The organism is Paraburkholderia franconis, from assembly GCF_009362735.1.
In the GTDB taxonomy this organism is placed as follows: domain Bacteria; phylum Pseudomonadota; class Gammaproteobacteria; order Burkholderiales; family Burkholderiaceae; genus Paraburkholderia; species Paraburkholderia franconis.
Genome location: NZ_WHNP01000037.1, coordinates 22,109 through 42,150 on the forward strand (window position 1 = coordinate 22,109; position 20,042 = coordinate 42,150).

A 20,042-nucleotide genomic window follows, 5' to 3' on the forward strand; every position below is an offset into this window, starting at 1 on the left:
ATCGAATTGTCCTGATCGCTTTTACGGCAATGTCACGATGCCATAGCGATTCCGGCTAAAGAAGCGAATTCATTTCAACACCACAATGAACGCGGTTCATATCGCGGATGCCGATCTTGCACGCCGAGAAAGAAGCCTGTTTTATCACTTCGTTCAATATCGGATTGAACACATTTCACCGGCTATTTTCAGCCGACCTTCGACCCGGAAATTGACTCGCTTCTAGCGAATTTCTCTTCGCTCATTCGATGGTCGAAAAGATTGCTGCCTTCAACATGCAAATCAGAGCGGCAAGATTCTTCCGCAATTTTTTCGCTGCTTTGAGTGCCGTCGACGGCTCAAGGTTTTCCCCGTTGTTGCTTTTATTGTCCAACCCTAAGCTCGCCGCGATGCTTTTACCAATGACCAGATTTTGGCATCCGAATTAACCAATGGAAATCAAGGAGACGTCATGAAATTCGGCAGCATTGCGGCAGTGGCAGCAGGGGTGTTCAGCGCTTCGGCTTTTGCACAAGGCAGTGTCACGCTGTACGGCGTCATGGACACTGGTATCGAATACGTTTCCCACGCCAATGCAGCGGGGGATCATGTCATTCGGATGCCGGGCATCACGGGCGAAGTGCCTTCCCGTTGGGGCATGCGCGGCGCGGAAGACCTTGGCGGAGAACTCAAGGCGACCTTCATTCTCGAAAGCGGGTTCAATCCTCGCGGCGGCGATTCCGGGCAGGGCGGCCGCCTGTTTGGACGACAGGCGTGGGTCGGGCTCGAGGGGCCGTGGGGCGCACTGACTTTCGGACGCCAGTACACGATGACGTATTGGGCGATGGCGGATGCCGATATTCTCGGCCCGGACATCTACGGCATTGGCTCACTGGATGCTTTTGTGCCGAATGCACGAAGCGACAACACGGTCGTCTACAAAGGCAAGTTCTACGGCATGACGATCGGCGCATCGTGGTCCTTTGGACGCGATAGCGCGGGCACGGGCAACTCGCCGGGGCAAGGCACCTGTGCGGGACAGGTACCCGGCGATGCGAACCAGTGTCGCGAATGGAGCGCGATGCTCAAGTACGACGGCACGTATTTCGGCATTGCCACTGCCTACGACGAACAGCGCGGCGGCAAGAATGCGGCCGCGAACTTCTTCGACGGGGCCGCCGCTCCATTCCCGATTGCATCCAGCGGTGACAAGGACGCGCGCCTTCAGGCGAACGGCTATGTGAACCTGGCGGGCGTGAAGATCGGCGGGGGATGGCTGGGCCGTCGGGTGGAGTCGGGGGGAAGCGGAGGCGACGTCCGCTCCAATCTGTTCTACGTCGGCGCGCAGTACTACGTGACGCCCGCGTTCGCAGTCGATGGAGAAGCATATCGCGTCATCGTCCAGCAGCAGGATGCGCGTGCAACCATGGCGAGTTTGCGCGCGACTTACTTCCTGTCGAAGCGGACTGCTGTGTACGGCAATGTCGCGTACCTGTGGAATAGCGCGCACGCTCGCTATTCCGTCAGCGCGGGCGGCGGTGGCACGACGCCCGCGGCGGGCGTGGGGCAACTCGGCGCGATCGTGGGCGTACGGCATTCCTTCTGAGCTGGCGCGGCGTGCAGAACGCCGCGATGCGTCGGACTCCACCGACCCGACGTATTGCGGCGTTTGACGACGGGAGCACTCAGTGACCCGCCGTGTCGTCTGCCGTATTCAATCGGTCAGGAATCGAATCCGAGGAAACTGGAAAAGCCTTGAACAGGCTCACGCGCCATATCGAGACTATTTAGCGCCGAGTTCTCGTCCGCGAATCCAAGACTCATACCGCAGACAACGTCGAAGTCCGCAGGAAATCCCAAGTGCGTCGATATGATGTCCTGATAGCGCGCGAATGAGACCTGCGGACACGTATTCAAACCGACGGCGCTCGCCGCAATCATCACGGTTTGAATAAAGATGCCGCAGTCGAGCCAGCTGTACTTGCTTAGAGAAGAATCGACGGCAAATATCAGGCCGACGGGCGCGCCGAAGAAATCGAAGTTCCTTGCCGTTGCACGAGCACGTTCGTGGATGTCCGTCTTCGAAATCCCTAGCGCGCCGTAATATGTCGCGCCAAACGCTTCCTGCCTCGTTCGCATGGCTTCGGGCAACGGGTCGGGCAAGTGCCGCAATGGCGGATGGCGATCTTCAATTTGGGCTCGCCTCAATGCGTCGCTAAGCGACAGCTTGTCTTCTCCCGCCAATACATAGACCCGCCAGGGCTGTGTATTCGAATTGCTGGGCGCGGATCGTGCGACATCGAGAATCTGTTCGATAACGTGACGTGGAATGGCATCCGGTCTGAAGCATCTGACAGCGCGACGCGATCTGATGACTGCGTCGACGATGGATGCATTCGGATGAGAGTGGCGGTCGAGTTTCATGAGTAGATCGTGCTTGCCAGGTTCATCGCGATGATGACATATCGAATGCATCGATCGCGGTGAAATCTGTGCAAGCCAGAAATGAATGCGGCAGGGGCAGATGTAACGTGATGCGGCCGAACTGCTCGACAACCGCCGCCGATAGACCGGGCTGCTCGCCGCAATGAGAGCACGGGAGCCTGCTTACGGCTCGCTCGTGCGCGCGAGCCTTCCCGTTCAGGTGGACAGAATGGTGACGAGTGCCACAGCGGAATCGCCGGCCAGTTGGCCGCCGTTGTTTTCGGCAAGCGCCACCTTCGCGCCAGGGCGTTGCCGCGCGCCTGCTGTGCCGCGCAACTGCTGTGTAAGCTCGACGATCTGCGCAACGCCCGTCGCGCCGACGGGATGGCCACGCGACAGCAGGCCACCACTAGGATTGACCGACACGCGGCCGCCGATACCCGTATCGCCGGAGCGGATCAGCCCTGGCGCATCGCCGGGCGCGCACAGGCCGAGGTTTTCGTAGTGGATGAGTTCAGCGGGCGCGGACGCATCGTGCAATTCGACGACGTGTATGTCTGACGGACCGATGCCCGCTTCTTCATAGGCGGCCTTTGCCGCGCGGACCGCGACGAGTTCGTCCGACCCGTCGGCCTTCGCGGATACGATGGAACTTGCGCGAATGAACACAGGACGAATGTCGCGCGTTGCTGCGTAGTGCTCCGAGCAGATGAACACGGCCGCGCCGCCGTCGCCGATCGACGAACACATGAATAGCGTCAGCGGGTCGCTGACCATCCGGCTCGCCAGTACTTTTTCAACGCTCGTTTCGTTGCGGAACTGCGCATGCGGATTCAACGAACCCGCGTGGCGGCTCTTGACCACCACGCGCGCGAAGTCGCTTGCGTCGGCGCCCGTTTCTTCCATCCATTTGCGCGCTTTTGCGGCGTAGAGATCCATGAAGAGCGAACCTGTGCCCGTCGTCACGCCTTCGGGCAGCGGCTCTTCGAGATCGACAGCCTTCGCGAACGCCCCGAATGAGACCGCCTTGTCCTCGTGCGTGAGCTTCTCGACGCCGACGGCGAGCGCCGTTTCGCACTGTCCCGATGCAACCGAGAGCCACGCGAGATTCAGCGCCGAACTGCCGGACGCGCATGCGTTCTCGATGTTGTACATCGGCTTGCCGTCGAGCCCCGTATTGCGCAACGACGATTGAGCGCGAATCATCTCCTGTCCCGTCACGACGCCTGCCGCCGCGTTGCCGAAAAACACGCGCTCGACGTCGTTCGCGGTGACGCCGGCATCCTTCAGTGCGAGCGACACCGCTTCCTCAGCGAGCGACTTGAGATAGCGTTCGAGAAACTTGCCAAAGGACGTCATGCCGACGCCACCGATTACCACTTTGCGCATTACTGCCTCCAATGATCAACATCTGAATGTGTTGCGATGACGGTGTCCCGCGCATCGCGCTTAGTCGAGAATCTTTCCGCGCGTCTCCGGCATGCGCGCGTAGACGACGAAGCCGATCGCACATACGGCTGCCACGTAGACCCACAGGTATTGCGACAGACCGGAATTCGACATCGCGGTCACGATGTAGGGCAGCGTGCCGCCGAACAGCGCTGCCGATACAGCGTAAGGCAGCGCCACGCCGGTGGCGCGTACCTGTACAGGGAACTGCTCGGCCATGACGGAAGCACAGGTTGCGGCGAAGCCCGACGAAAGCAGCATGCCGATCGTCGCGATCACCGTCGCGCTCCAGAAGTCATTGGCCAAAAAGTGAAGGGCTGGCCATGCGAACAGCGCGGAGCCGCCCGCGAACGCGAGCAGTACCGGCTTGCGGCCGATGCGATCCGACAACATGCCGATAAACGGAATCGCGATGAGCGAAACCACGATCGAAATCACGCTTGCGCCGAACGCGTCATGCAGCGGCAGGCCCGTGCGCAGGTGAGCTAGCGTCGGGAACAGTACGAGCCAGAGATAGTTGCAGAGATTGCCCGCCATCGCGATGCCGATCACGCGCAGTGCCGCGCGGCGGTGCTCGCCGACGATCACGAGGATGGGATGCCGCTCGCGTCGATGAGCTTGCGTGGTTCGCTTGAATGCGTCGGTTTCGGCGACGGCGAGCCGGACCCACAGCGCGACGAACCCGAGCAGTCCCGCGATCGCGAAGGCGATTCGCCAGCCCCAGTTCGCCATGCCGGCGGGATCGATCATCGAAGTGAGGACGGAGCCGATCGACGCAGCGACGAGCACGCCCGCATTGACAGCGAAGTGCTGCCACGAGCCCGCGAAGCCCCGCCGTGACGGCGCAGACGATTCGATCAGAAACGTCGATGCGGAGCCGAATTCGCCGCCCGCCGCGAAGCCCTGGACGAGCCGCGCGAGAACGAGCACGAGTGGCGCCGCCATGCCGATGGTTTGGTAGCCGGGACATAGCGCGATCACGAGCGAGCTGCCGGCCATCAGCGCTACCGACAACGTGAGACCGTTCTTGCGTCCGCGCCGGTCGGCGAATGCGCCGAGCAGCGCGCCGCCGACCGGCCGCATCACGAAGCCGACCGCGAACACGGCAAACGCGGAGAGCAGCGAGACACGATCGTTGTGGGCCGGAAAGAAATGTCGGGAGAAGAGCGGCGCGAAGGTCGCGTAGATGAGCCAGTCGGTGAACTCGACGATCGTGCCGAGTGTCGCCGCTACGATGGCCTTGCGCTGGGCGCGCGTGAACGGTGTCGCCGCTGCGTCGGCAACGTTCGGAAGGGCGGTATCCATGATGTCTCCGTGTCTCTTTGTGACGAATGCGCCGGCTACGCGACGCATGCAGTGAGTGCCTGGCTCTGCGCTTTAGCAGTGCAGACCGGTTATCCGGCCTGGCACATGAACCGATCGTAGGTTTTGCGAGCGGCGCCGCGCAAACGACATTTTTTGCGCTCTCGATTGAGATTTTTTGTAGTGAACCAGCGGGCCGCCGACGTGCGCGGGTGAGCGTTTTCAATTGACGCAAAGTCAATCGAAGCCGCGAAAAATGTCGTTTGAGCGTGTGTGGTGTAGCGCCCTAGCATGAGATGCACAGGCTTTCCAATTCACGGAGACATCACATGACTGCTTCACCCCACAACCACGCCACGGAGGTCGCAATCGTCACGGGCGGCGCGAAGGGCATCGGGCTTGGCATCGCTGCGGCGCTGGCCCGCGACGGCCGGCGCGTTGCGCTTTTCGATCTCGACCGCGCGGCGCTCGATCACGCGGCAAGCACGCTGGCCGCTTCCGGCGCGGACGTGATCGGCTTGCCTGTCGATGTCACGAAGGGCGAATCCGTGAACCAGGCGGTGGACGCCGTGATCGAGCGTTTCGGCCGGATCGACGTGCTGGTGAACAATGCGGGCATCGTGCGCGACAAGCGCATCACGAAGATGAGCGATGACGACTGGGATGCCGTCATTGACGTGAATCTGAAGTCGCAGTTCCTGTGCTGCCGCGCGGTGCTCGCGCACATGATCCCCGCGCGCTATGGGCGCATCGTCAACATCTCGTCGCGTGCATGGTTGGGCGGCGTCGGGCAGTCGAACTACTCGGCGGCAAAGGGCGGCGTGGTGAGCCTCACGCGCAGCCTCGCGCTCGAATGGGCCAGTGCCGGCATCACCGTGAACGCGATTGCGCCGGGAATCGTCGATACGCCGCTCTTTCGCACGTTCGATCCCGATCTTCAGGAGCGGCTCAAGAAGTCCGTGCCCGTGCAGCGCATCGGCACACCGGCCGACATCGCACAGGCGGTGCTGTTCTTCGCGCAACGGGAAGCCTCGTACATCACGGGGCAGATGCTCTACGTGTGCGGCGGCCGGTCGCTGTCGTCGCCGAGCGTGTGACGGAGGATGCCATGACAGTTCACTACAGCGTGTCGGACCATGTGGCCGTCATCAGACTTGACCGCCCCGAGGCGCTCAATGCGCTCGACCTCGATAGCCTCGAAGCGCTGCGTGCCACACTTTGCGCCGCGCGCGACGACGATGACGTGCGAGTGATCGTGCTCACGGGCGCGGGACGCAAATCGTTTTGCGTCGGCGCCGATCTGAAGAACACCGTGCCGCCTTCGACGAACTTCGGGTCGTCGTTCGTCCGGTCGATCGACCGCGCGGCAGCCGAGGGTATCTATGTGCGGTTGATGGATCTGAGTTCGCTGCGCGTTTTCAAGCCGATGATCGCGGCGATCAATGGCTATTGTCTTGGCGGCGGGCTCGAGCTTGCGTTGCAGTGCGACTTGCGGATCGCCTCGAACAATGCGGTGTTTGGCTTGCCCGAAGCCGTCGTCGCGAGCATCCCGGCCGTGTGTGGCATTCAGGCGCTGCAAAAAGCGGTGCCGTCAGCGATCGCGATGAAGATGCTGCTGACGGGCGGCAAGATCGATGCGTCGTACGCGGAGCGGGTGGGTCTGATATCCGACGTCGTCGAGCCCGAAGCGCTGATCGACAAGGCGCTCGAACTCGCGGGCACGATCGCGGCGAACGGCCCGCTCGCAGTGCAGATGATCAAGAAGGTGGCGCAGACGAGCAGCAACGTGCCGCTCACGCAGGCGCTCGAATTCACGGAGCTGGCGTGGGGCGCGATGCGCGACTCGGAAGATCGCGTCGAAGGCCGCAAGGCGTTCGCCGAGAAGCGCAAGCCTCAATTCAAAGGGCGGTAGAGGGCGTTAAAGCGTGGGGCGTTAAACGGCGCTCAAGCGGGTCAGCCTCGTGCATCGCCGATCGACAGAAGCCAGTTGCGGAATGCCGCCAGCTCGGGTTTCGACAGATGCTCGCGCGGGTAGACGAGGTAGTACGTGAACGCGCCCTGATCGAGCACGAACGAAAACGGCGTCACGAGCGTGCCGTCGCGCAGCTGATCGGCGACGAGCACGCGCTGCGCCATCGCGATGCCATGTCCTTGCGTTGCCGCGAAATAGGCAAGGACCGAGCTTTCGTAGCTGAGCCCGCTTAACGGATTGACGCCGCGCACGCCCGCGGCGTCGAGCCATTTGGCCCAGTCCTCGCGGCGCGCCATCGAATGCAGCAGTGGCACGCCGCGCAGGCTCCCGGGCGTTGCGTCATTCAGGTCGGGATGCGCGCGCAGGAACTCGGGGCTGCACACGGGCACCAGTTCGTTCGGCACGAGCCGGTCGGAGCCGATATCGGACGAGGGTGCATGCGAGAGGCGGATTGCCGCGTCGACGTCCTCCGTATTGAAGTCGACGGGCTGCAGCGACGTCGTGAGGCTGACTTCGATGTCCGGATGCTCGCGGTGAAACGTCGACAGGCGTGGCAACAGCCAGTTCATCGAGAACGTCGTATAGCCGCGAATCTTGAGTGTGCGGCGGCGCCGCGCTTCCGTGAGATTGATCGTCGCGGTGCGCATGGTTTCGAAACCGCGCGCGACATCGGCGAGATAGCGTTCCCCCATCGGCGTCAACGCGATGGCGCGATGGCCGCGCTCGAACAGCTGTACGCCGAGCTGGTCTTCGAGCAGCTTGATCTGCCGGCTGACGGCGGCGGGCGTGACGTTGAGTTCATTTGCGGCGAGCTGCACGCTGAGCAGGCGCCCGCATACCTCGAAGGCTCGCAGCGCGTTGAGTGACGGAAGGGTTCGCATCGAAAAATGTTAGCACGCGCGCCGCGTAGCGCGACCTGGGGAATCCGCACGGTACGGGCGCACGCGTTCGCTTCAGCAATTCTCAATCGAGTGCGAAAGAAATGTCGTTTGTCGGCGGCTTCTTCGCGCCGTATCGTTGCTTCAAAGACAATCAGTGAGACTCCCGGAGACAACCATGTTGGATGATGTGCGAGTTCTGGCCTGGGGCGCGAGCCATGCAGTGAGACTCTGCGCCACGCTCATCGAGCGCGCCGGGGCCCGAATCTCCGTTGCTGAAGCGGCATCGCCCGATGACTTCGCGCACGACGTGATCATCGTTTCGTCGGACGTGTGCACGGCCGCGCAGAGAAGCGCCATTGCGGAGTTGAAGGCTGCGGGCAAGTACATCGTGTGCGACATCACTGCAATGGGACCACAAGCCTCGCGCGCGGGCACGGCCTGGTCCGACGCGCAGGTTCAGGCGATCAGCGGCCTGATGGATACGACGGGCTTCGCGAACGGCGAGCCGGTACGGATCGGCGTCCCGTTCGCGGAGATTTCGGCGGCTCTGTACGCGTCCGCTGCGATTGCAGCGGCGCTGCGGGTGAAGCGTCTGCGCGGGATCGTGCAGAACATCGATGTCACGCTCTTCGGCTGCGCGGCAAGCGCACTGACGACCTTTCTACCGGCGGCCTTCGCAGGGGCCGCGGCTGGCCGGGTCGGCAACCGGCATCCCGCATGCGCGCCGTGGAACGCGTACAGGACGCGCGATGGCTGGATACTCATCTGCACCAGCACGGAAGAGCAATGGCGAAAGATCAGGCGCGTGGCTGGCGTGCCGCGACTCGACGCGCCTCGCTTTGCCACGTTGCGCGACCGCGTGCGCAATGTCGACGAACTCGATCGGCTGATCGAAACGTGGACGGCGACGCTGAACACTGACGAATGCTCGGCACTCTGCGAGCGCATCGGCGTCGCGGCGGGACCCATCGTGACGGTCAAGGGTCTTTCCGCCGAGCCGAATTTCCGCATGCGCCACGCAGATGCGGCAAGACAGATCGACGCCGGAGGTATCGATCGCGAGACGTACGGGCACGTGTCGGTGTTCGGCGTGTCGCGGCTCGCGGATAACGCGCATGCCATGTCGCGGACAACCGTCGATAGCGACGCTCTCGCGCCCCATGTCGGCCCGCTAACGGGAATCAAGGTCGTCGAGATCGGGCAGTACACGACGGCGCCGCTCGTCGGCAAGCATCTGGCGGCGCTCGGCGCGCAAGTCGTGAAAATCGAGCCGCCCGATGGCGAAGTCGCACGATCGTGGACACCGGGGCAGGCCGGCACCAGCTATTTTTTCGCGCTCAACAATACGGACAAGCAGACCATTTCGCTCGATCTGAAGCAGGAAGCGGATCGCGCGTATCTGCGCACACTGCTTGCCGACGCGGACGTGCTCGTCGAAAACCTGCGGCCGGGCGCGCTCGCAAAGCTGGGCTTCGGACGCGAGGCGCTCGGCGAGATCAATCCGCGTCTGATCTATTGCTCGATCTCTGGCTTCGGCATCCGGTCCGCGTATCCTGCAAGGCCCGCCTTCGATACCGTCATTCAGGCCATGAGCGGTCTGATGGATCTGACGCGCAGCAACGGCGAGCCCGTCAAGCTGGGCGCGTCTGGCGCCGATATTCTCGGCGGACAGGCGGCGCTCTTCGCCATCGTCGCGAATCTCGCCGGGCCTTCGCGACAGGCGGGGACGTTCGTTGAAATTTCGATGCAGGACGTAGCCGCGTGGTGCGCGCTGTTTGCGTCGGGTAATCCCGCGCCTGCGGGAGTCGTCGTCTTGTGTATCGACGGCCATGTGTGGCTCGACAGCGACGAGCGTCTTTCGGCGGATGCGCTCGTCGAGTGCGCGACGCGGGCGCGATGCGCTTCGCTGACACGAACGTCCGCCGTTGCTGCGCTGGCCGACGCCGGCGTACGCGCTGTGCCGATCGCGCGTGTGCACGAACTCATCGCGGACAGCGATTTTCTCGCGGATGTGCTGAGCGTAGCGCGCGACGCCAAGGGCACCTTCTGGCCGGTCTTAAGGGTGCCGTACCGGCTTTCAGCTACGCCGGCCCGCATTTGCAACGTACCGGGCGAACCACGCTCCCCGATGGTATCGGCCGCATGCGTGAGCCTGACGTAAGTTCTCCATGACACGAATCGCTGACCTGATTTGCGTATCCAATGCGTGACAACGTACATGTGCCGCAATGCAGCTTGCCGTGCCGCTCTTTGTCTGCAGGCACGTGGTCGACTGTCGCGCGGATGCCCGTCGACGAACTGAACATCGACAAGGTACGTCGGTGCGGTGATCGCTGGTTCATCGCCGCATCGGCAGGTCCAGCCGCCACGTCAGATTGCTGCGCGCGCGCGTTTCGCAGCGAGCGTGAAAAAAGTCCGTGAGATAGATGCGGGGACGCGCCAGCAGGTCGCCCAGGATGGTCCGTTCGTGCAGGTCGTATGCACGGTCATCGAGGTCCGGCCGCTCGGCACGCAGGCGTTCCCCGTCCCGACGAAAAAGGCCGCGCGAAGCGCCGAGCACGGCAAGGTCGATATCGCACGCGAAACGTTCGTCCAGTCCGGGCGGCACGTTCGTATGCCGCGTCGCGAGGATCATGTCGCAGATGTGCTCACACGCCGCGATACGGCCGTCCGCCCATTGCCGGAACCAGTTCGCGCTGCGTTGCTCGTTGTCGCGCGCGCCGGGCGCGTAGATCACGTCGTGGCACCACACTGCAAGCTCGACGGCATCGGGATGCGGAATCTCGTCGCGCGCCCGGTCGAAATCGCGCAAGCAGCGGCGCACATGCAGCAGCGTGTGGTATTGACGTGCCGGTTCCGCATAGCGCTGCGCGAGGTCGGCGCAAACGGCCTCGGCACGCATGCCGCCGCTGCGTAACCACAATGCGATGAAGCGCGCCTGAGTCTGCGTCATTGCGTTCGATTCCCGTCATGTGCCGATGTGCACTCGTCCGGCGCGGCACGCAACGCGGCGTCGCTGTCCGGCGGCCGGAGCGTCGCGATGTTCAAAGAAACTCCCTGCGAATGTCGATGCTCGATCGTTGCCCGATGTTGCGGTAGTGATGCACGAGCCACATATCCGCCTCGTGCCGCCCCTTGTCGTGCAGCCCGCACAGGAAATCCCAATCGGCGTTGTACTTGCTGGACACGCTCAGCGTGCACATCGCGTCGTCGGATCGAATGGAATGGATCAGCATTTCCTTCATCTCGCCGCGCTCGATCTTGCCCTGCTGGATCAGTTCGGTCACGAACGCGATCGCTCGCATTTCACGCATCAGCGACGAGTTGAAGCTGATTTCGTTGATGCGATTGAGAATCTCAGCGGCCGAGATCGGCACGCCCCGGCGAACGAGCGGATTGATGTGGACGATCACGATGTCACGCGTATTGCAGTTGTAAATCAGCGGATAGATGGCCGGGTTGCCCATGTAGCCGCCGTCCCAGTAGTGCTCGCCGTCGATGGTGATCGCCTGGAACAGCGTCGGCACGCACGCGGACGCGAGCACCGCGTCCACACAGACGTCGTCGCCCGTGAAGAGGCGGATCTTCCCCGTCTCCACGTTGGTCGCACACAGGAAGAGACGGATGGGGCAGTGCTTGCGCAACGCGGCGAAGTCGACCTGGTTTTCGAGCACCTCGCGCAGCGGATTCAGATTGTTTGGATTGAACTGGTAGGGCGAGAAGACGCGCAGCATCATGTCGGCAAACGCGTAGAGCGGCGAATGATCGAGCCCGAAGCTGTGCGTCCCTTTCAGCCAGGGCATCCAGCGCAGCGGGTTGTAGCGGTCGGCGGAATGCGAGACGGCGCGCCAGAAGTCGTGCAGCGCCTGGCGCGCACCGTCCGCGCCGCCTTTCGACAACCCGTACGCGAGCACGGTGGCGTTCATCGCGCCGGCGCTGGTCGCGCTCACGCCCTCGATCGTCAGACGGTCGTCTTCGAGCAGCCGGTCGAGCACGCCCCACGTATACGCGCCGTGCATCCCGCCGCCTTGCAACGCCAGCGCGACCGGCTTGCGCGCGTCGTCGCCTTGAGCTCTTGTGTTCTTCGTCGTCATTTTCTGTCTCGTCGATCGCTGCGGAACGTATTGCGTATCCGGCGCGGTGCGTCAGCCGGTCTCGCGCCGATGCGCCGCTCGACAGCCGGCGAGATCGGCTCGATCAAGGCTCGATCAAGGCTCGATCAAGGTTCGATCAAGGCTCGATCAAGGTTCGATCAAGGCCCAGTCAAGGCCCAGTCAAGGCCCAGTCAAGGCCCGATTAAGGCCCGATTAAGGCCCGATCAGGCCCGGTCAGCCCGATCAGGTCCATCATCCTGTGCCCGGCGCCAGTGCATCGAGCAATGCTTTGGCCTCTCGCATATCGGCGGTGTCGAAGCCCTCCGACAAGCCGTCGTACACCTGGGACAACACCCGCCGCGCGTCGTCCGCCTTGCCCTCGTCTTGCCACAGACGGGCGAGGCTCGACGCGGCGCGCAACTCGAGCGATCTCGCGCCCAGACGGCGAGACACGTCGAGCGCCTTGCGAAAACAGTGTTTGGCTTCGTCGCGGCGAGCCGATGCGCGATCGTCGTCATTCTCGCCCCCGAGCAACAGGCTGCCCTTGAGCCGATACAGTTCCGCCTCATACCAATGCTCGTCCGATTTTTCGACGATCGCCATGGCCTCTTCGAGTGTCCCCATGCCGCTCGCCGTGTCACCCGCGCGCCGGTAGCTGTCGGCGAGGAGCGCCAGAAAATACGAGCGATGGTCTTCGCCGCCGGCAGCGCGGTCGGCGGCGAGGCCTCGCCGCATCTGGGCGATCCCCTCGTGGATATTTCCCAGCTCGCTCAACACCCAGCCGCAGAAAATGGTTCCCCACGCGAGCCAGTAGGGCAGCCCCTGTTCGGTCGACAGCGTGATGACGGCTTCGGCATGCTCGCGGGCCAGCGACGATTCACGCCGAAGCTGATGCAACTCGGCCGCGTAGGCGAGGGCGAATGCCAGATTCGGGCCGTGGGCGATCTTATGCGCAAGAGCAAGCACCTCCTGGCAGCGCTTGCGGGCCTGGTCGGGGTATCCCTGAAGCCATAAGGTCAGCGTGAGGAAGTTCAGCGCCCGGATGCCGGGGTCTACGCCGTGCGCGAACGCATGGGCCTGATGCTGCTCCGGATCGTAGATCGCAAGCGCCTGTTCATGATGGTTGCGGGCGTCGGCGAGGTTCCCCTGCAGGAACAGGCACGCGCCGAGTGCGCCATGCGCTTCGACGAGCAGGGCGGGATCCTTTGCACGCCGCGCCACGTCGAGCATCTGCTTGCCCAGTTCGCGCGCCGTCGCGTACTCCCCGTGCGTCATGTAATGGATTCTCAGGCCCAGTTGCGCCGCGAAGCGCTGCGCCGCGTCGCCCGTCTGCTCGCATAACGCCAGCGCGCGAGTATAGGCCGCAGCGACTTCCGCCGAGCCGTAGCCGCGCACGGACATCAACGCCGGCCCCAGCGAGAGCCGCAGCGCCAGTTCCCTTTGCCTGCGCTCCGGCGTGTCGGGCAGACGCTCGAGCAACGTCAGCGCCGCTTCGAGGTGATGCATCGCGTCGAGATGTGATGCATGGCGCAGCGCCAGTTGCGCGGCGCGATGCAGATACTCGACGGCCTTCGGAAGGTTTCCGCTCAAGCTGTAGTGGTGCGCCAGTTCGCTGCTGTAATCGGCGATGCTGGCGGGAAACAGCGCCTCGATCGCCTGCGCGGTTCGCTCGTGCAGCGCACTGCGCCGCTCGGTGAGCAGCGAGTGCCCGGCAACTTCCTGCGTGAGAGCGTGCTTGAACGAATAATCCACTTCCGGAAACGCGGGCCGCTCGTAAATGAACTCTGCGGCCTCCAGATGGGAGAGCAGCTGGCGCAGATCGTCGTCCGCACGGGCGATCTGGTCGCCGCAGATGAGCCGCACCAGGCTGAACGAAAATTCCTTGCCGATCACAGCGAGCGTCTGCAGCAGTTCTTTCTCGGCGACGGGCAGCCGATCGATACGGCCCGCGAGGACGCCTTCGACGGTCGTCGGAATGTGCAACGCCGCGGGGGGACGCTCGATCCGGTAGCGGCCCGGCTCGCCGAGCAGCGATTTTTCCTCCGCGAGCGTCTGGACCACTTCCTCCATGAAGAACGGATTGCCTTCCGTCTTCTCAAGGATCAGCTGCTTGAGCGGCGCGAGGCCCGGGTCATCGCCGAGCAGCGCCGCAAGCAGTCCCTGTGCCTCGGCGGGGCCAAGCGGTTCGAGCCGTAGCCGCGTGTATTGATTCTCGTGTTGCCAACCGGGCCGGTACTCGGGCCGATAGTTGACGAGAAGCAGAATCCGCGTTTTCGGCACGCGTTCGATCAGGTAGGCGAGGAAGGCTTCCGTTTCGCTGTCCAGCCATTGCAGGTCCTCGAACAGCAGCTCGATCGGCTGGTCCTGGCTCTCGCGCGCCAGGAGTTGCGTGATCGCGTCGAAGGTCCGGTCCCGCCGGATCTTGGGGTCCATCTCCTCCAGCGCCGAACCGGGTTCGCCGATGCCCAGCAGAAAGAGCAGGTAAGGCACGAGACCCTCGAAGCTGCGTTGGAGTATGAGCGCCTTGCCCATCATTTTTTCGCGACATCGGCGCTCGTCGTCACGCGCGGTGATCTGGAAATAGTTCTTCAGGAGCTCGATCAGCGGCAAATTGGCAAAAGCCTTGCCGTGCGATACCGAGAACGTTTCGAGCACCAGACAGCCGTGTCGCGAACGCTCCTTGAATTCATGGAACAGCCGCGACTTCCCGACACCTGCTTCACCGACTACCCCGACGACCTGTCCGCGCCCCTCCCGGGTCATCTCAAGCGCCCTGTTCAAGTGCTCCATTTCGACGTCGCGGCCGACGAACCGGGCCAATCCCCGATGCGCCGCCAATTGCAGGCGCGTGCGCAGCGCGCCGGGGCCGAGGACTTCATACACCGATAGTGGCGCGGGAATGCCCTTCAGTTGGGTGGCCCCCAATGACTTGAACTCGAAATAGCCTTCGGCCAGCTTGTGGGTGGACTCGCTGACCAGAATCGACGTGGGGGCGGCGATTCCCTCCATCCGCGACGCAATGTGGATCGTGTGCCCGACGGGATCGTAATCGGTGTGCAGGTCGTCTGTGCGGATCGAACGCACGACGACTTCGCCCGTATGGACGCCGACGCGGATCTGCAGCGGAATGCCTTTCTCCAGACGGACCCGGTCGGCGTGGCGGTGCATCGCGGCCTGCATGCGCAGCGCCGCGAAGAGTGCGCGCTGCGGATGGTCCTCATGGGCAATCGGCGCGCCGAACAGCGCGAGAATGCCGTCGCCGAGTGACTTCGCCACATAGCCTTCATAGTAGTGAACGGCTTCCATCATCAGCGCGACGACGGGGTCGATGAGGCGATGGGCCTCCTCCGGGTCCAGGTCGTGGATCAAGGCGGTGGAGCCGGCCATGTCCGCGAACAGCGCGGTGACGGTCTTGCGCTCGCCGGCGGTTTCGCCCCGCGCATCCATTGCTGCCTGCTCGGCCAGGATGCGTTCGGCGAGGTGGTGCGGCGTGTAATGGATAGGTGCCGGGAACGGCGACGAAACAGACTGCGGACGCGGAACAGGCGTCGCGGATACATCGGTCAGCGGCGTGCCGCATGCATTGCAGAATCTGGCCGAAGGACTCGCCTCATGGCCGCAGCGCGGACACGTGCGCGACAGCACGGCCCCGCACGCTTCGCAGAATTGCGCCCCGGTGAGGTTTTCGAATCCGCAGTTTGCGCAGCGCATACTCCCTTCCCATGCCGAGCGCCATTATTTGAAGCTTATGCTCCTCGCCCGTTTGCGGCAAACCCCGGTTGAACTGCAAATCACGGTGGACTGTGCAGTCAGCGTCGGGGCCCATCGTGCCGAATGAACGGCAGGCCGGTGTTTCGATCGAGCGAGGATCGCAGGGAAAGAAGTCACGTTTTGCGCGCGCGTCGGCAGTCGGTACCCGGGCGCGAAGTGACGAGTGCGGTGCAGTGCGGGGCGCCGGCTGACCTGCGCCCCGCGACCGGCCGATCAATTGCCGCGATACATCGGGTTGGTGTTATCGGCCATGGAAGGGCCAGCCGACTCGTATCTGACGGGCTCGTCCCCGCCGACACCACTATGGCGTTCATCCATCATGCGTGCCTGGGCTTCTTCCACGGCCAACGTTTGAGCGCTTTGACCGCGTTGCGATGCAGGTCCGCCGTCATCGGGGCGATAGAATGGCGCCGGGCCATAGCCGCTTGCGAAGGCAGGTGCGGCCAACGAGGCGGAGCTTGCAATCAGCAGAGTGGCGATAAATTTCGTGTTCATAGGTAGTCCTATATTAATAATTGAATGCCCGAACGTAACCGGATCAGGATCATTGGGGTGCGCTATTCAACGTTGATGGGATGATGTAAAGGCCCGCCGCGCGCAGACAGAGAGGCTTGAACGAACAATCGCTGGAATCCAGGCAATATTGCTGACGCCGCGGCGAAAGCACGGAACCGGTCGTTGTCGCGTCCATCGCTGCAAATGCACGGGTTGTGCCAAGCGGGATTCATGAGGCTCAAGAGCGATCGTAAGTCCGGAAAAACAAAGAGGATTCGGGCTCGACCGCAACCTCTTCCGGCGTAACCGAGGTGTGACGATGTCCGGCTGCCAGCCAACACTGCCCGGTTCGCTGTCTGGTCTGATCCAACAGAGCTGGTCTGGCCCGCGCGTGGCGACTCGACTCAGTGAGCGATTCGTGGGGACGTGATGCGGCAGAACCGGTTTGGAAAAGACTGATACGGCGAGGCCTGGACGCAGAGAAAATTTGGAACACTAAAGTTAGGAGAGCTTTACGCGAAAATTCTAAAAAGGAAGAATTAATTCAGGCCAAAAAATCGCACCGAAATCAATAAGCCTCTTTTGAATCTGGAATTCATTGAGTTGTAGGGAATGAGCGTACATGTCCTTGGGAGTCTCTCGCGTTTCCTGGTCACTCGACGCGAAAGGCGCGTCGAGGAAGGCGGTTGTGGCAGATCTTTGTATGACGAAACACGCTCTATCAACGATGTGGTTCTAATGCATTATTTTCATGCGGAACCGTCCCGAATTCCGATTTAACATTTGGAGCCCGGCCTGAAGCTACCGAAGTCGCAGGCCGGACGATAAAAGACTGGAACAATCTACCGACATATCAAACGGCCTTTGCGTTCATGGGTAATTAATGCTTGCAGGCAACGTTTAATCCAGATAATACGGAGCGAGACAAACATGCTGAGCCCTCACGAATTCGCTACTCTCATGCTGGTCAAGGCTGCGCCCGAACAGATCGACCTTAGTCGCGAAGAACTGGATACGCTTCTGGAACGTCAACTGGTAGTGCTGGAAAAATTGGCGTCCGAAGTGCAGCGTCCCCGTCTCACACTCCATGGGGTTTCGGTCCTCCAGGCCATTGCCCGAAAACACTAAGCACTCAGCTCGCGCGGATCCGGCAACCTATCCGGGGAATCATCTCGCAAGGCGTTTGGGGCAGGGTATCGCCGTTCGTCGTACGCGTGATGTGTTCCGAAGATGGGTGACGAGCGAATCAATCTCGCTTGACCGCTGAAAATCACCCGTCATGTGCGTGCCACTTCCGGCGCGCATCATTGGTTTGCGTGCACCATCCGCAGTGGGACGCGCGTCTCAGGCGTGCGGTGTCCGCGTGTGGATCGCTACATCCAGGAGCTTCATGATGCTCAGCCAGCAACAGGTAGCCGCAATCCGGATGGCGACCCTTGATCGCCTTTTCGACTTGAGCAACGCGGCTGCCGAGGGGGCGACAGACTGGCTGCACCTGACATGCAGGTGAGCCGCGCGACTCTTGCGGATTCGTTCGGCACCACACGGAACCACGGATTACAGGTCGCGAAGCAATAGCGGCCGGGAACCGACGACCCATTTGCATGAGCGAGCTCTAATAAGGTGTACTTCATTGGTTCGTCATCGGCTGGCGGCTGTTCCGCAGCCGCCAGCCGAAGCCATTGGGCCGAACGGCGTGAGTTTGAGTGGAGATGACAATGGAGGTACGCCGTGGCAGCCACGGTGACAGGTTCGATGGTCCTGCTATTCGCAGCCGTCTTCGTGGTTGGACACTGGTATCACGCCGGGATGCTTCAATCGCGCTGGCATGTCGTTGTACTTGAGTGGCGGCGGCACCTTTAACCCTACCAGGAGACGTTATGCACTTCTATCACCACGGTGTAGCGATACAACCGGCGGTTGCAAGAAGCGGCAATACTTTTGTCGCGCGCGTATCCATTCTCGAGGAAGATGGCGAGCTCACCTCACTTGGTGACCTGGGACATTTTGCGAACCGGCAATCAGCGTTTGCGTTTGCCGTGAGGTGCGGTACTGCATTCGTTGACGAAGAGCCGATGCCGCGGCCTCCCTGTGACATCCGGCACGCTTGAAGCGTAGCAGCAGGCTGCCGTTTAAATTCTTCTGGCGACGTGGGATATGCGGCTGGCCCCGCGAACCGGCGAGAAATCGCGCAACGGGACGATGTAGCGCAGCATGTCGGGCGCCTCCCGCAACACGAATTCGAGCCCTGGCACCATCAGCAGCACGCGCGTGGGCACGTCGATATGAGCCAGCACGATGGTCGCGAGCGGATAGGGGCGCGCAATGCGCGTCACGAAACGCGCGCCGATACGTTGAACGGCGAGCGCAATGGCCATCGCGATGATCGACACGACGGCGCCGTCAGGCCAGGAGTGCATCGGCGCATCCACGATGCGCTCGATGTCGTCAAAGGAAATCATCAATGCAATGTCCTCGCGTCTTCCCTTCGTAGCGGGAGAACGGGAGACAGTTCCCGACAGCGATGTCGATCGCCGCGCAACGCGATAGCGTGCGATGCGGGCTGCGTGAAACCGGCGCACAACGCTGTCCGCAAGCCTCGAATAACTCGCCGTTCTTCAGCGTCATGCCGGTCCGCACAAACTGTGCCGCATCTTGCGACGCAGGCGTCCCCATGCACGCCGTATGTGGCGACAACGATAAAACTATTTGCGGAACGGGAAGCGTGGCCCGATCTGAATCTCAATGCGCGGGTACGTGTGACTCGCGCGGCGGCTCGCGCATTTCGTTCATCAGCCGGATCACTTCGCCGCGCACCCAGCGGTTCGCCTGATCCTGCTCGCCGCTCCGATGCCAATACATGTGCCATTCGAGCTGCGCAAGCGGAAACGGCAATTCGAGAATGCGCGCGTCGTAGCGCTGCAGCAGTTGCACGGGCGCGGTGAGTGCGAGATCGGTGCGCAGCGCGATCAGCGGCGCGACCATGTAGTGCTGCACGCGCATCTGCAACTGCCGGCGCTTGCCGAGCTTGTGCAGCTCGGCGTCGACGAGCCCGCTGCCCTGGCGGCGGCTCGATACCTGGATGTGGCCGAGCGCAAGATAGTCGTCCATCGTCAGCGTGTCGCCCGCAAACGGATGATCGTGGCGCAGCATGCATGCGTAGCGGTCGCTGCCGAGCGGCGACTGATGGAGTTGCGGATCGTCGATGAGCGGCACGTCGATCGCGAAATCGATCTTGCCTGCCGCGAGGGCGGCCGCCACTTCGCTACGCGGCGTGAAATAGCTTTCGATGCGCATGCCCGGCGCCTGTTGCTGCAACACTTCGCCGAGCGCGGGCAGCAGGATCGCTTCCATCAGATCGGGCATGCTCAGGCGAAACGTGCGCTCGGACGCCGCGGGTACGAACACGTCGCCTTCCGTCGCGGTCGTCTCCAGCAATTGCAGCGCTTCGCGCACGCGGCCGATGATGTTTTCCGACAGCGGCGTGGGCACCATGCCCGACGGCGTGCTGACGAAGAGGGGATCGTCGAACGCCTTGCGCATGCGCGCGAGCGCGTTGCTGACGGCGGGCTGCGTGATGAACAGCATCTCTGCTGCGCGCGTCAGGTTGCGCTTGTCGTAGATCGCTTCGAATACGACGAACAGATTCAGATCGAGCTTCGGTGGACGCATCGC

The 20,042-nt window shown here is 62.5% G+C and carries 15 protein-coding genes; 5 read left to right on the forward strand and 10 right to left on the reverse strand.

Translation table 11 applies throughout. The features are described 5' to 3' along the window. Positions 1-451: 451 nt before the first annotated feature. Complete coding sequence (locus tag GCT13_RS30320) at positions 452-1,585, forward strand: porin (RefSeq protein ID WP_152764409.1); 1,134 nt, start codon at positions 452-454, stop codon at positions 1,583-1,585. A 116-nt stretch (positions 1,586-1,701) separates the two neighbouring features. Here GCT13_RS30320 and GCT13_RS30325 read toward each other — a convergent pair whose 3' ends face one another. The 3 genes from GCT13_RS30325 to GCT13_RS30335 all read right to left on the reverse strand — a co-directional run bounded on the left by GCT13_RS30325 (position 1,702) and on the right by GCT13_RS30335 (position 5,157). Continuing rightward, positions 1,702-2,403: a nitroreductase gene (locus tag GCT13_RS30325; protein ID WP_152764411.1), complete on the reverse strand. Its 702-nt coding sequence runs from the start codon at positions 2,401-2,403 to the stop codon at positions 1,702-1,704. 216 nt (positions 2,404-2,619) lie between these two features. Then, positions 2,620-3,792, reverse strand: coding sequence for a thiolase family protein (locus GCT13_RS30330; RefSeq protein WP_152764413.1), 1,173 nt, complete (start codon positions 3,790-3,792; stop codon positions 2,620-2,622). A 60-nt stretch (positions 3,793-3,852) separates the two neighbouring features. After that, complete coding sequence (locus GCT13_RS30335) at positions 3,853-5,157, reverse strand: MFS transporter (RefSeq protein ID WP_152764415.1); 1,305 nt, start codon at positions 5,155-5,157, stop codon at positions 3,853-3,855. Positions 5,158-5,483: 326 nt separating this feature from the next. On the opposite strand from GCT13_RS30335, the gene GCT13_RS30340 reads away from it, so the two are divergent. Then, positions 5,484-6,251: an SDR family oxidoreductase gene (locus GCT13_RS30340; RefSeq protein ID WP_152764417.1), complete on the forward strand. Its 768-nt coding sequence runs from the start codon at positions 5,484-5,486 to the stop codon at positions 6,249-6,251. A gap of 11 nt (positions 6,252-6,262) precedes the next feature. Continuing rightward, a complete protein-coding gene (locus GCT13_RS30345; RefSeq protein ID WP_152764419.1) occupies positions 6,263-7,066 on the forward strand; it encodes an enoyl-CoA hydratase/isomerase family protein in 804 nt (267 codons plus the stop codon). 41 nt (positions 7,067-7,107) lie between these two features. Here the strand turns inward: GCT13_RS30345 and gcvA are convergent, their stop codons facing one another. Beyond that, complete coding sequence (gcvA, locus tag GCT13_RS30350) at positions 7,108-8,007, reverse strand: transcriptional regulator GcvA (RefSeq protein ID WP_152764420.1); 900 nt, start codon at positions 8,005-8,007, stop codon at positions 7,108-7,110. 175 nt (positions 8,008-8,182) lie between these two features. Between gcvA and GCT13_RS30355 the strand changes: the two genes are divergently transcribed. Next, entirely contained in the window at positions 8,183-10,168 is a 1,986-nt protein-coding gene (locus GCT13_RS30355; protein WP_152764422.1) for a CaiB/BaiF CoA-transferase family protein, read from the forward strand. 177 nt (positions 10,169-10,345) lie between these two features. On the opposite strand, the gene GCT13_RS30360 is transcribed toward GCT13_RS30355, so the two are convergent. The 4 genes from GCT13_RS30360 to GCT13_RS30375 form a co-directional block, all read right to left on the reverse strand. Beyond that, a complete protein-coding gene (locus GCT13_RS30360; protein WP_152764424.1) occupies positions 10,346-10,960 on the reverse strand; it encodes an HD domain-containing protein in 615 nt (204 codons plus the stop codon). 91 nt (positions 10,961-11,051) lie between these two features. Further along, positions 11,052-12,101 carry a patatin-like phospholipase family protein gene (locus GCT13_RS30365; RefSeq protein WP_152764426.1) on the reverse strand — a complete coding sequence of 350 codons (1,050 nt, stop codon included), beginning with the start codon at positions 12,099-12,101 and terminating at the stop codon, positions 11,052-11,054. A 252-nt stretch (positions 12,102-12,353) separates the two neighbouring features. After that, positions 12,354-15,812 (reverse strand): adenylate/guanylate cyclase domain-containing protein, encoded by a 3,459-nt coding sequence (locus GCT13_RS30370; RefSeq protein WP_152764428.1) that lies wholly within the window; start codon positions 15,810-15,812, stop codon positions 12,354-12,356. A gap of 273 nt (positions 15,813-16,085) precedes the next feature. Continuing rightward, positions 16,086-16,367, reverse strand: a complete 282-nt coding sequence (locus tag GCT13_RS30375) for a hypothetical protein (protein ID WP_152764431.1) — start codon at positions 16,365-16,367, stop codon at positions 16,086-16,088. Positions 16,368-17,297: 930 nt separating this feature from the next. Between GCT13_RS30375 and GCT13_RS30380 the strand changes: the two genes are divergently transcribed. Then, on the forward strand, positions 17,298-17,495 hold the full coding sequence (locus GCT13_RS30380) for a hypothetical protein (protein WP_152764432.1): 198 nt from the start codon (positions 17,298-17,300) through the stop codon (positions 17,493-17,495). 1,004 nt (positions 17,496-18,499) lie between these two features. Here GCT13_RS30380 and GCT13_RS30390 read toward each other — a convergent pair. Next, a complete protein-coding gene (locus GCT13_RS30390) occupies positions 18,500-18,829 on the reverse strand; it encodes a hypothetical protein (RefSeq protein ID WP_152764436.1) in 330 nt (109 codons plus the stop codon). A gap of 280 nt (positions 18,830-19,109) precedes the next feature. Beyond that, positions 19,110-20,039, reverse strand: coding sequence for a LysR family transcriptional regulator (locus GCT13_RS30395; RefSeq protein WP_152764438.1), 930 nt, complete (start codon positions 20,037-20,039; stop codon positions 19,110-19,112). Between the last annotated feature and the right edge of the window lie 3 nt (positions 20,040-20,042).

What these genes read in the sequence shown, in the direction of transcription:
- GCT13_RS30320 (WP_152764409.1), top strand. Translation starts at nt 452, where the DNA reads ATGAAATTCGGCAGCATTGCGGCAGTGGCAGCAGGGGTGTTCAGCGCT.
- GCT13_RS30325 (WP_152764411.1), bottom strand. Translation starts at nt 2,403, where the DNA reads ATGAAACTCGACCGCCACTCTCATCCGAATGCATCCATCGTCGACGCA.
- GCT13_RS30330 (WP_152764413.1), bottom strand. Translation starts at nt 3,792, where the DNA reads ATGCGCAAAGTGGTAATCGGTGGCGTCGGCATGACGTCCTTTGGCAAG.
- GCT13_RS30335 (WP_152764415.1), bottom strand. Translation starts at nt 5,157, where the DNA reads ATGGATACCGCCCTTCCGAACGTTGCCGACGCAGCGGCGACACCGTTC.
- GCT13_RS30340 (WP_152764417.1), top strand. Translation starts at nt 5,484, where the DNA reads ATGACTGCTTCACCCCACAACCACGCCACGGAGGTCGCAATCGTCACG.
- GCT13_RS30345 (WP_152764419.1), top strand. Translation starts at nt 6,263, where the DNA reads ATGACAGTTCACTACAGCGTGTCGGACCATGTGGCCGTCATCAGACTT.
- gcvA (WP_152764420.1), bottom strand. Translation starts at nt 8,007, where the DNA reads ATGCGAACCCTTCCGTCACTCAACGCGCTGCGAGCCTTCGAGGTATGC.
- GCT13_RS30355 (WP_152764422.1), top strand. Translation starts at nt 8,183, where the DNA reads ATGTTGGATGATGTGCGAGTTCTGGCCTGGGGCGCGAGCCATGCAGTG.
- GCT13_RS30360 (WP_152764424.1), bottom strand. Translation starts at nt 10,960, where the DNA reads ATGACGCAGACTCAGGCGCGCTTCATCGCATTGTGGTTACGCAGCGGC.
- GCT13_RS30365 (WP_152764426.1), bottom strand. Translation starts at nt 12,101, where the DNA reads ATGACGACGAAGAACACAAGAGCTCAAGGCGACGACGCGCGCAAGCCG.
- GCT13_RS30370 (WP_152764428.1), bottom strand. Translation starts at nt 15,812, where the DNA reads ATGCGCTGCGCAAACTGCGGATTCGAAAACCTCACCGGGGCGCAATTC.
- GCT13_RS30375 (WP_152764431.1), bottom strand. Translation starts at nt 16,367, where the DNA reads ATGAACACGAAATTTATCGCCACTCTGCTGATTGCAAGCTCCGCCTCG.
- GCT13_RS30380 (WP_152764432.1), top strand. Translation starts at nt 17,298, where the DNA reads ATGCTGAGCCCTCACGAATTCGCTACTCTCATGCTGGTCAAGGCTGCG.
- GCT13_RS30390 (WP_152764436.1), bottom strand. Translation starts at nt 18,829, where the DNA reads ATGATTTCCTTTGACGACATCGAGCGCATCGTGGATGCGCCGATGCAC.
- GCT13_RS30395 (WP_152764438.1), bottom strand. Translation starts at nt 20,039, where the DNA reads ATGCGTCCACCGAAGCTCGATCTGAATCTGTTCGTCGTATTCGAAGCG.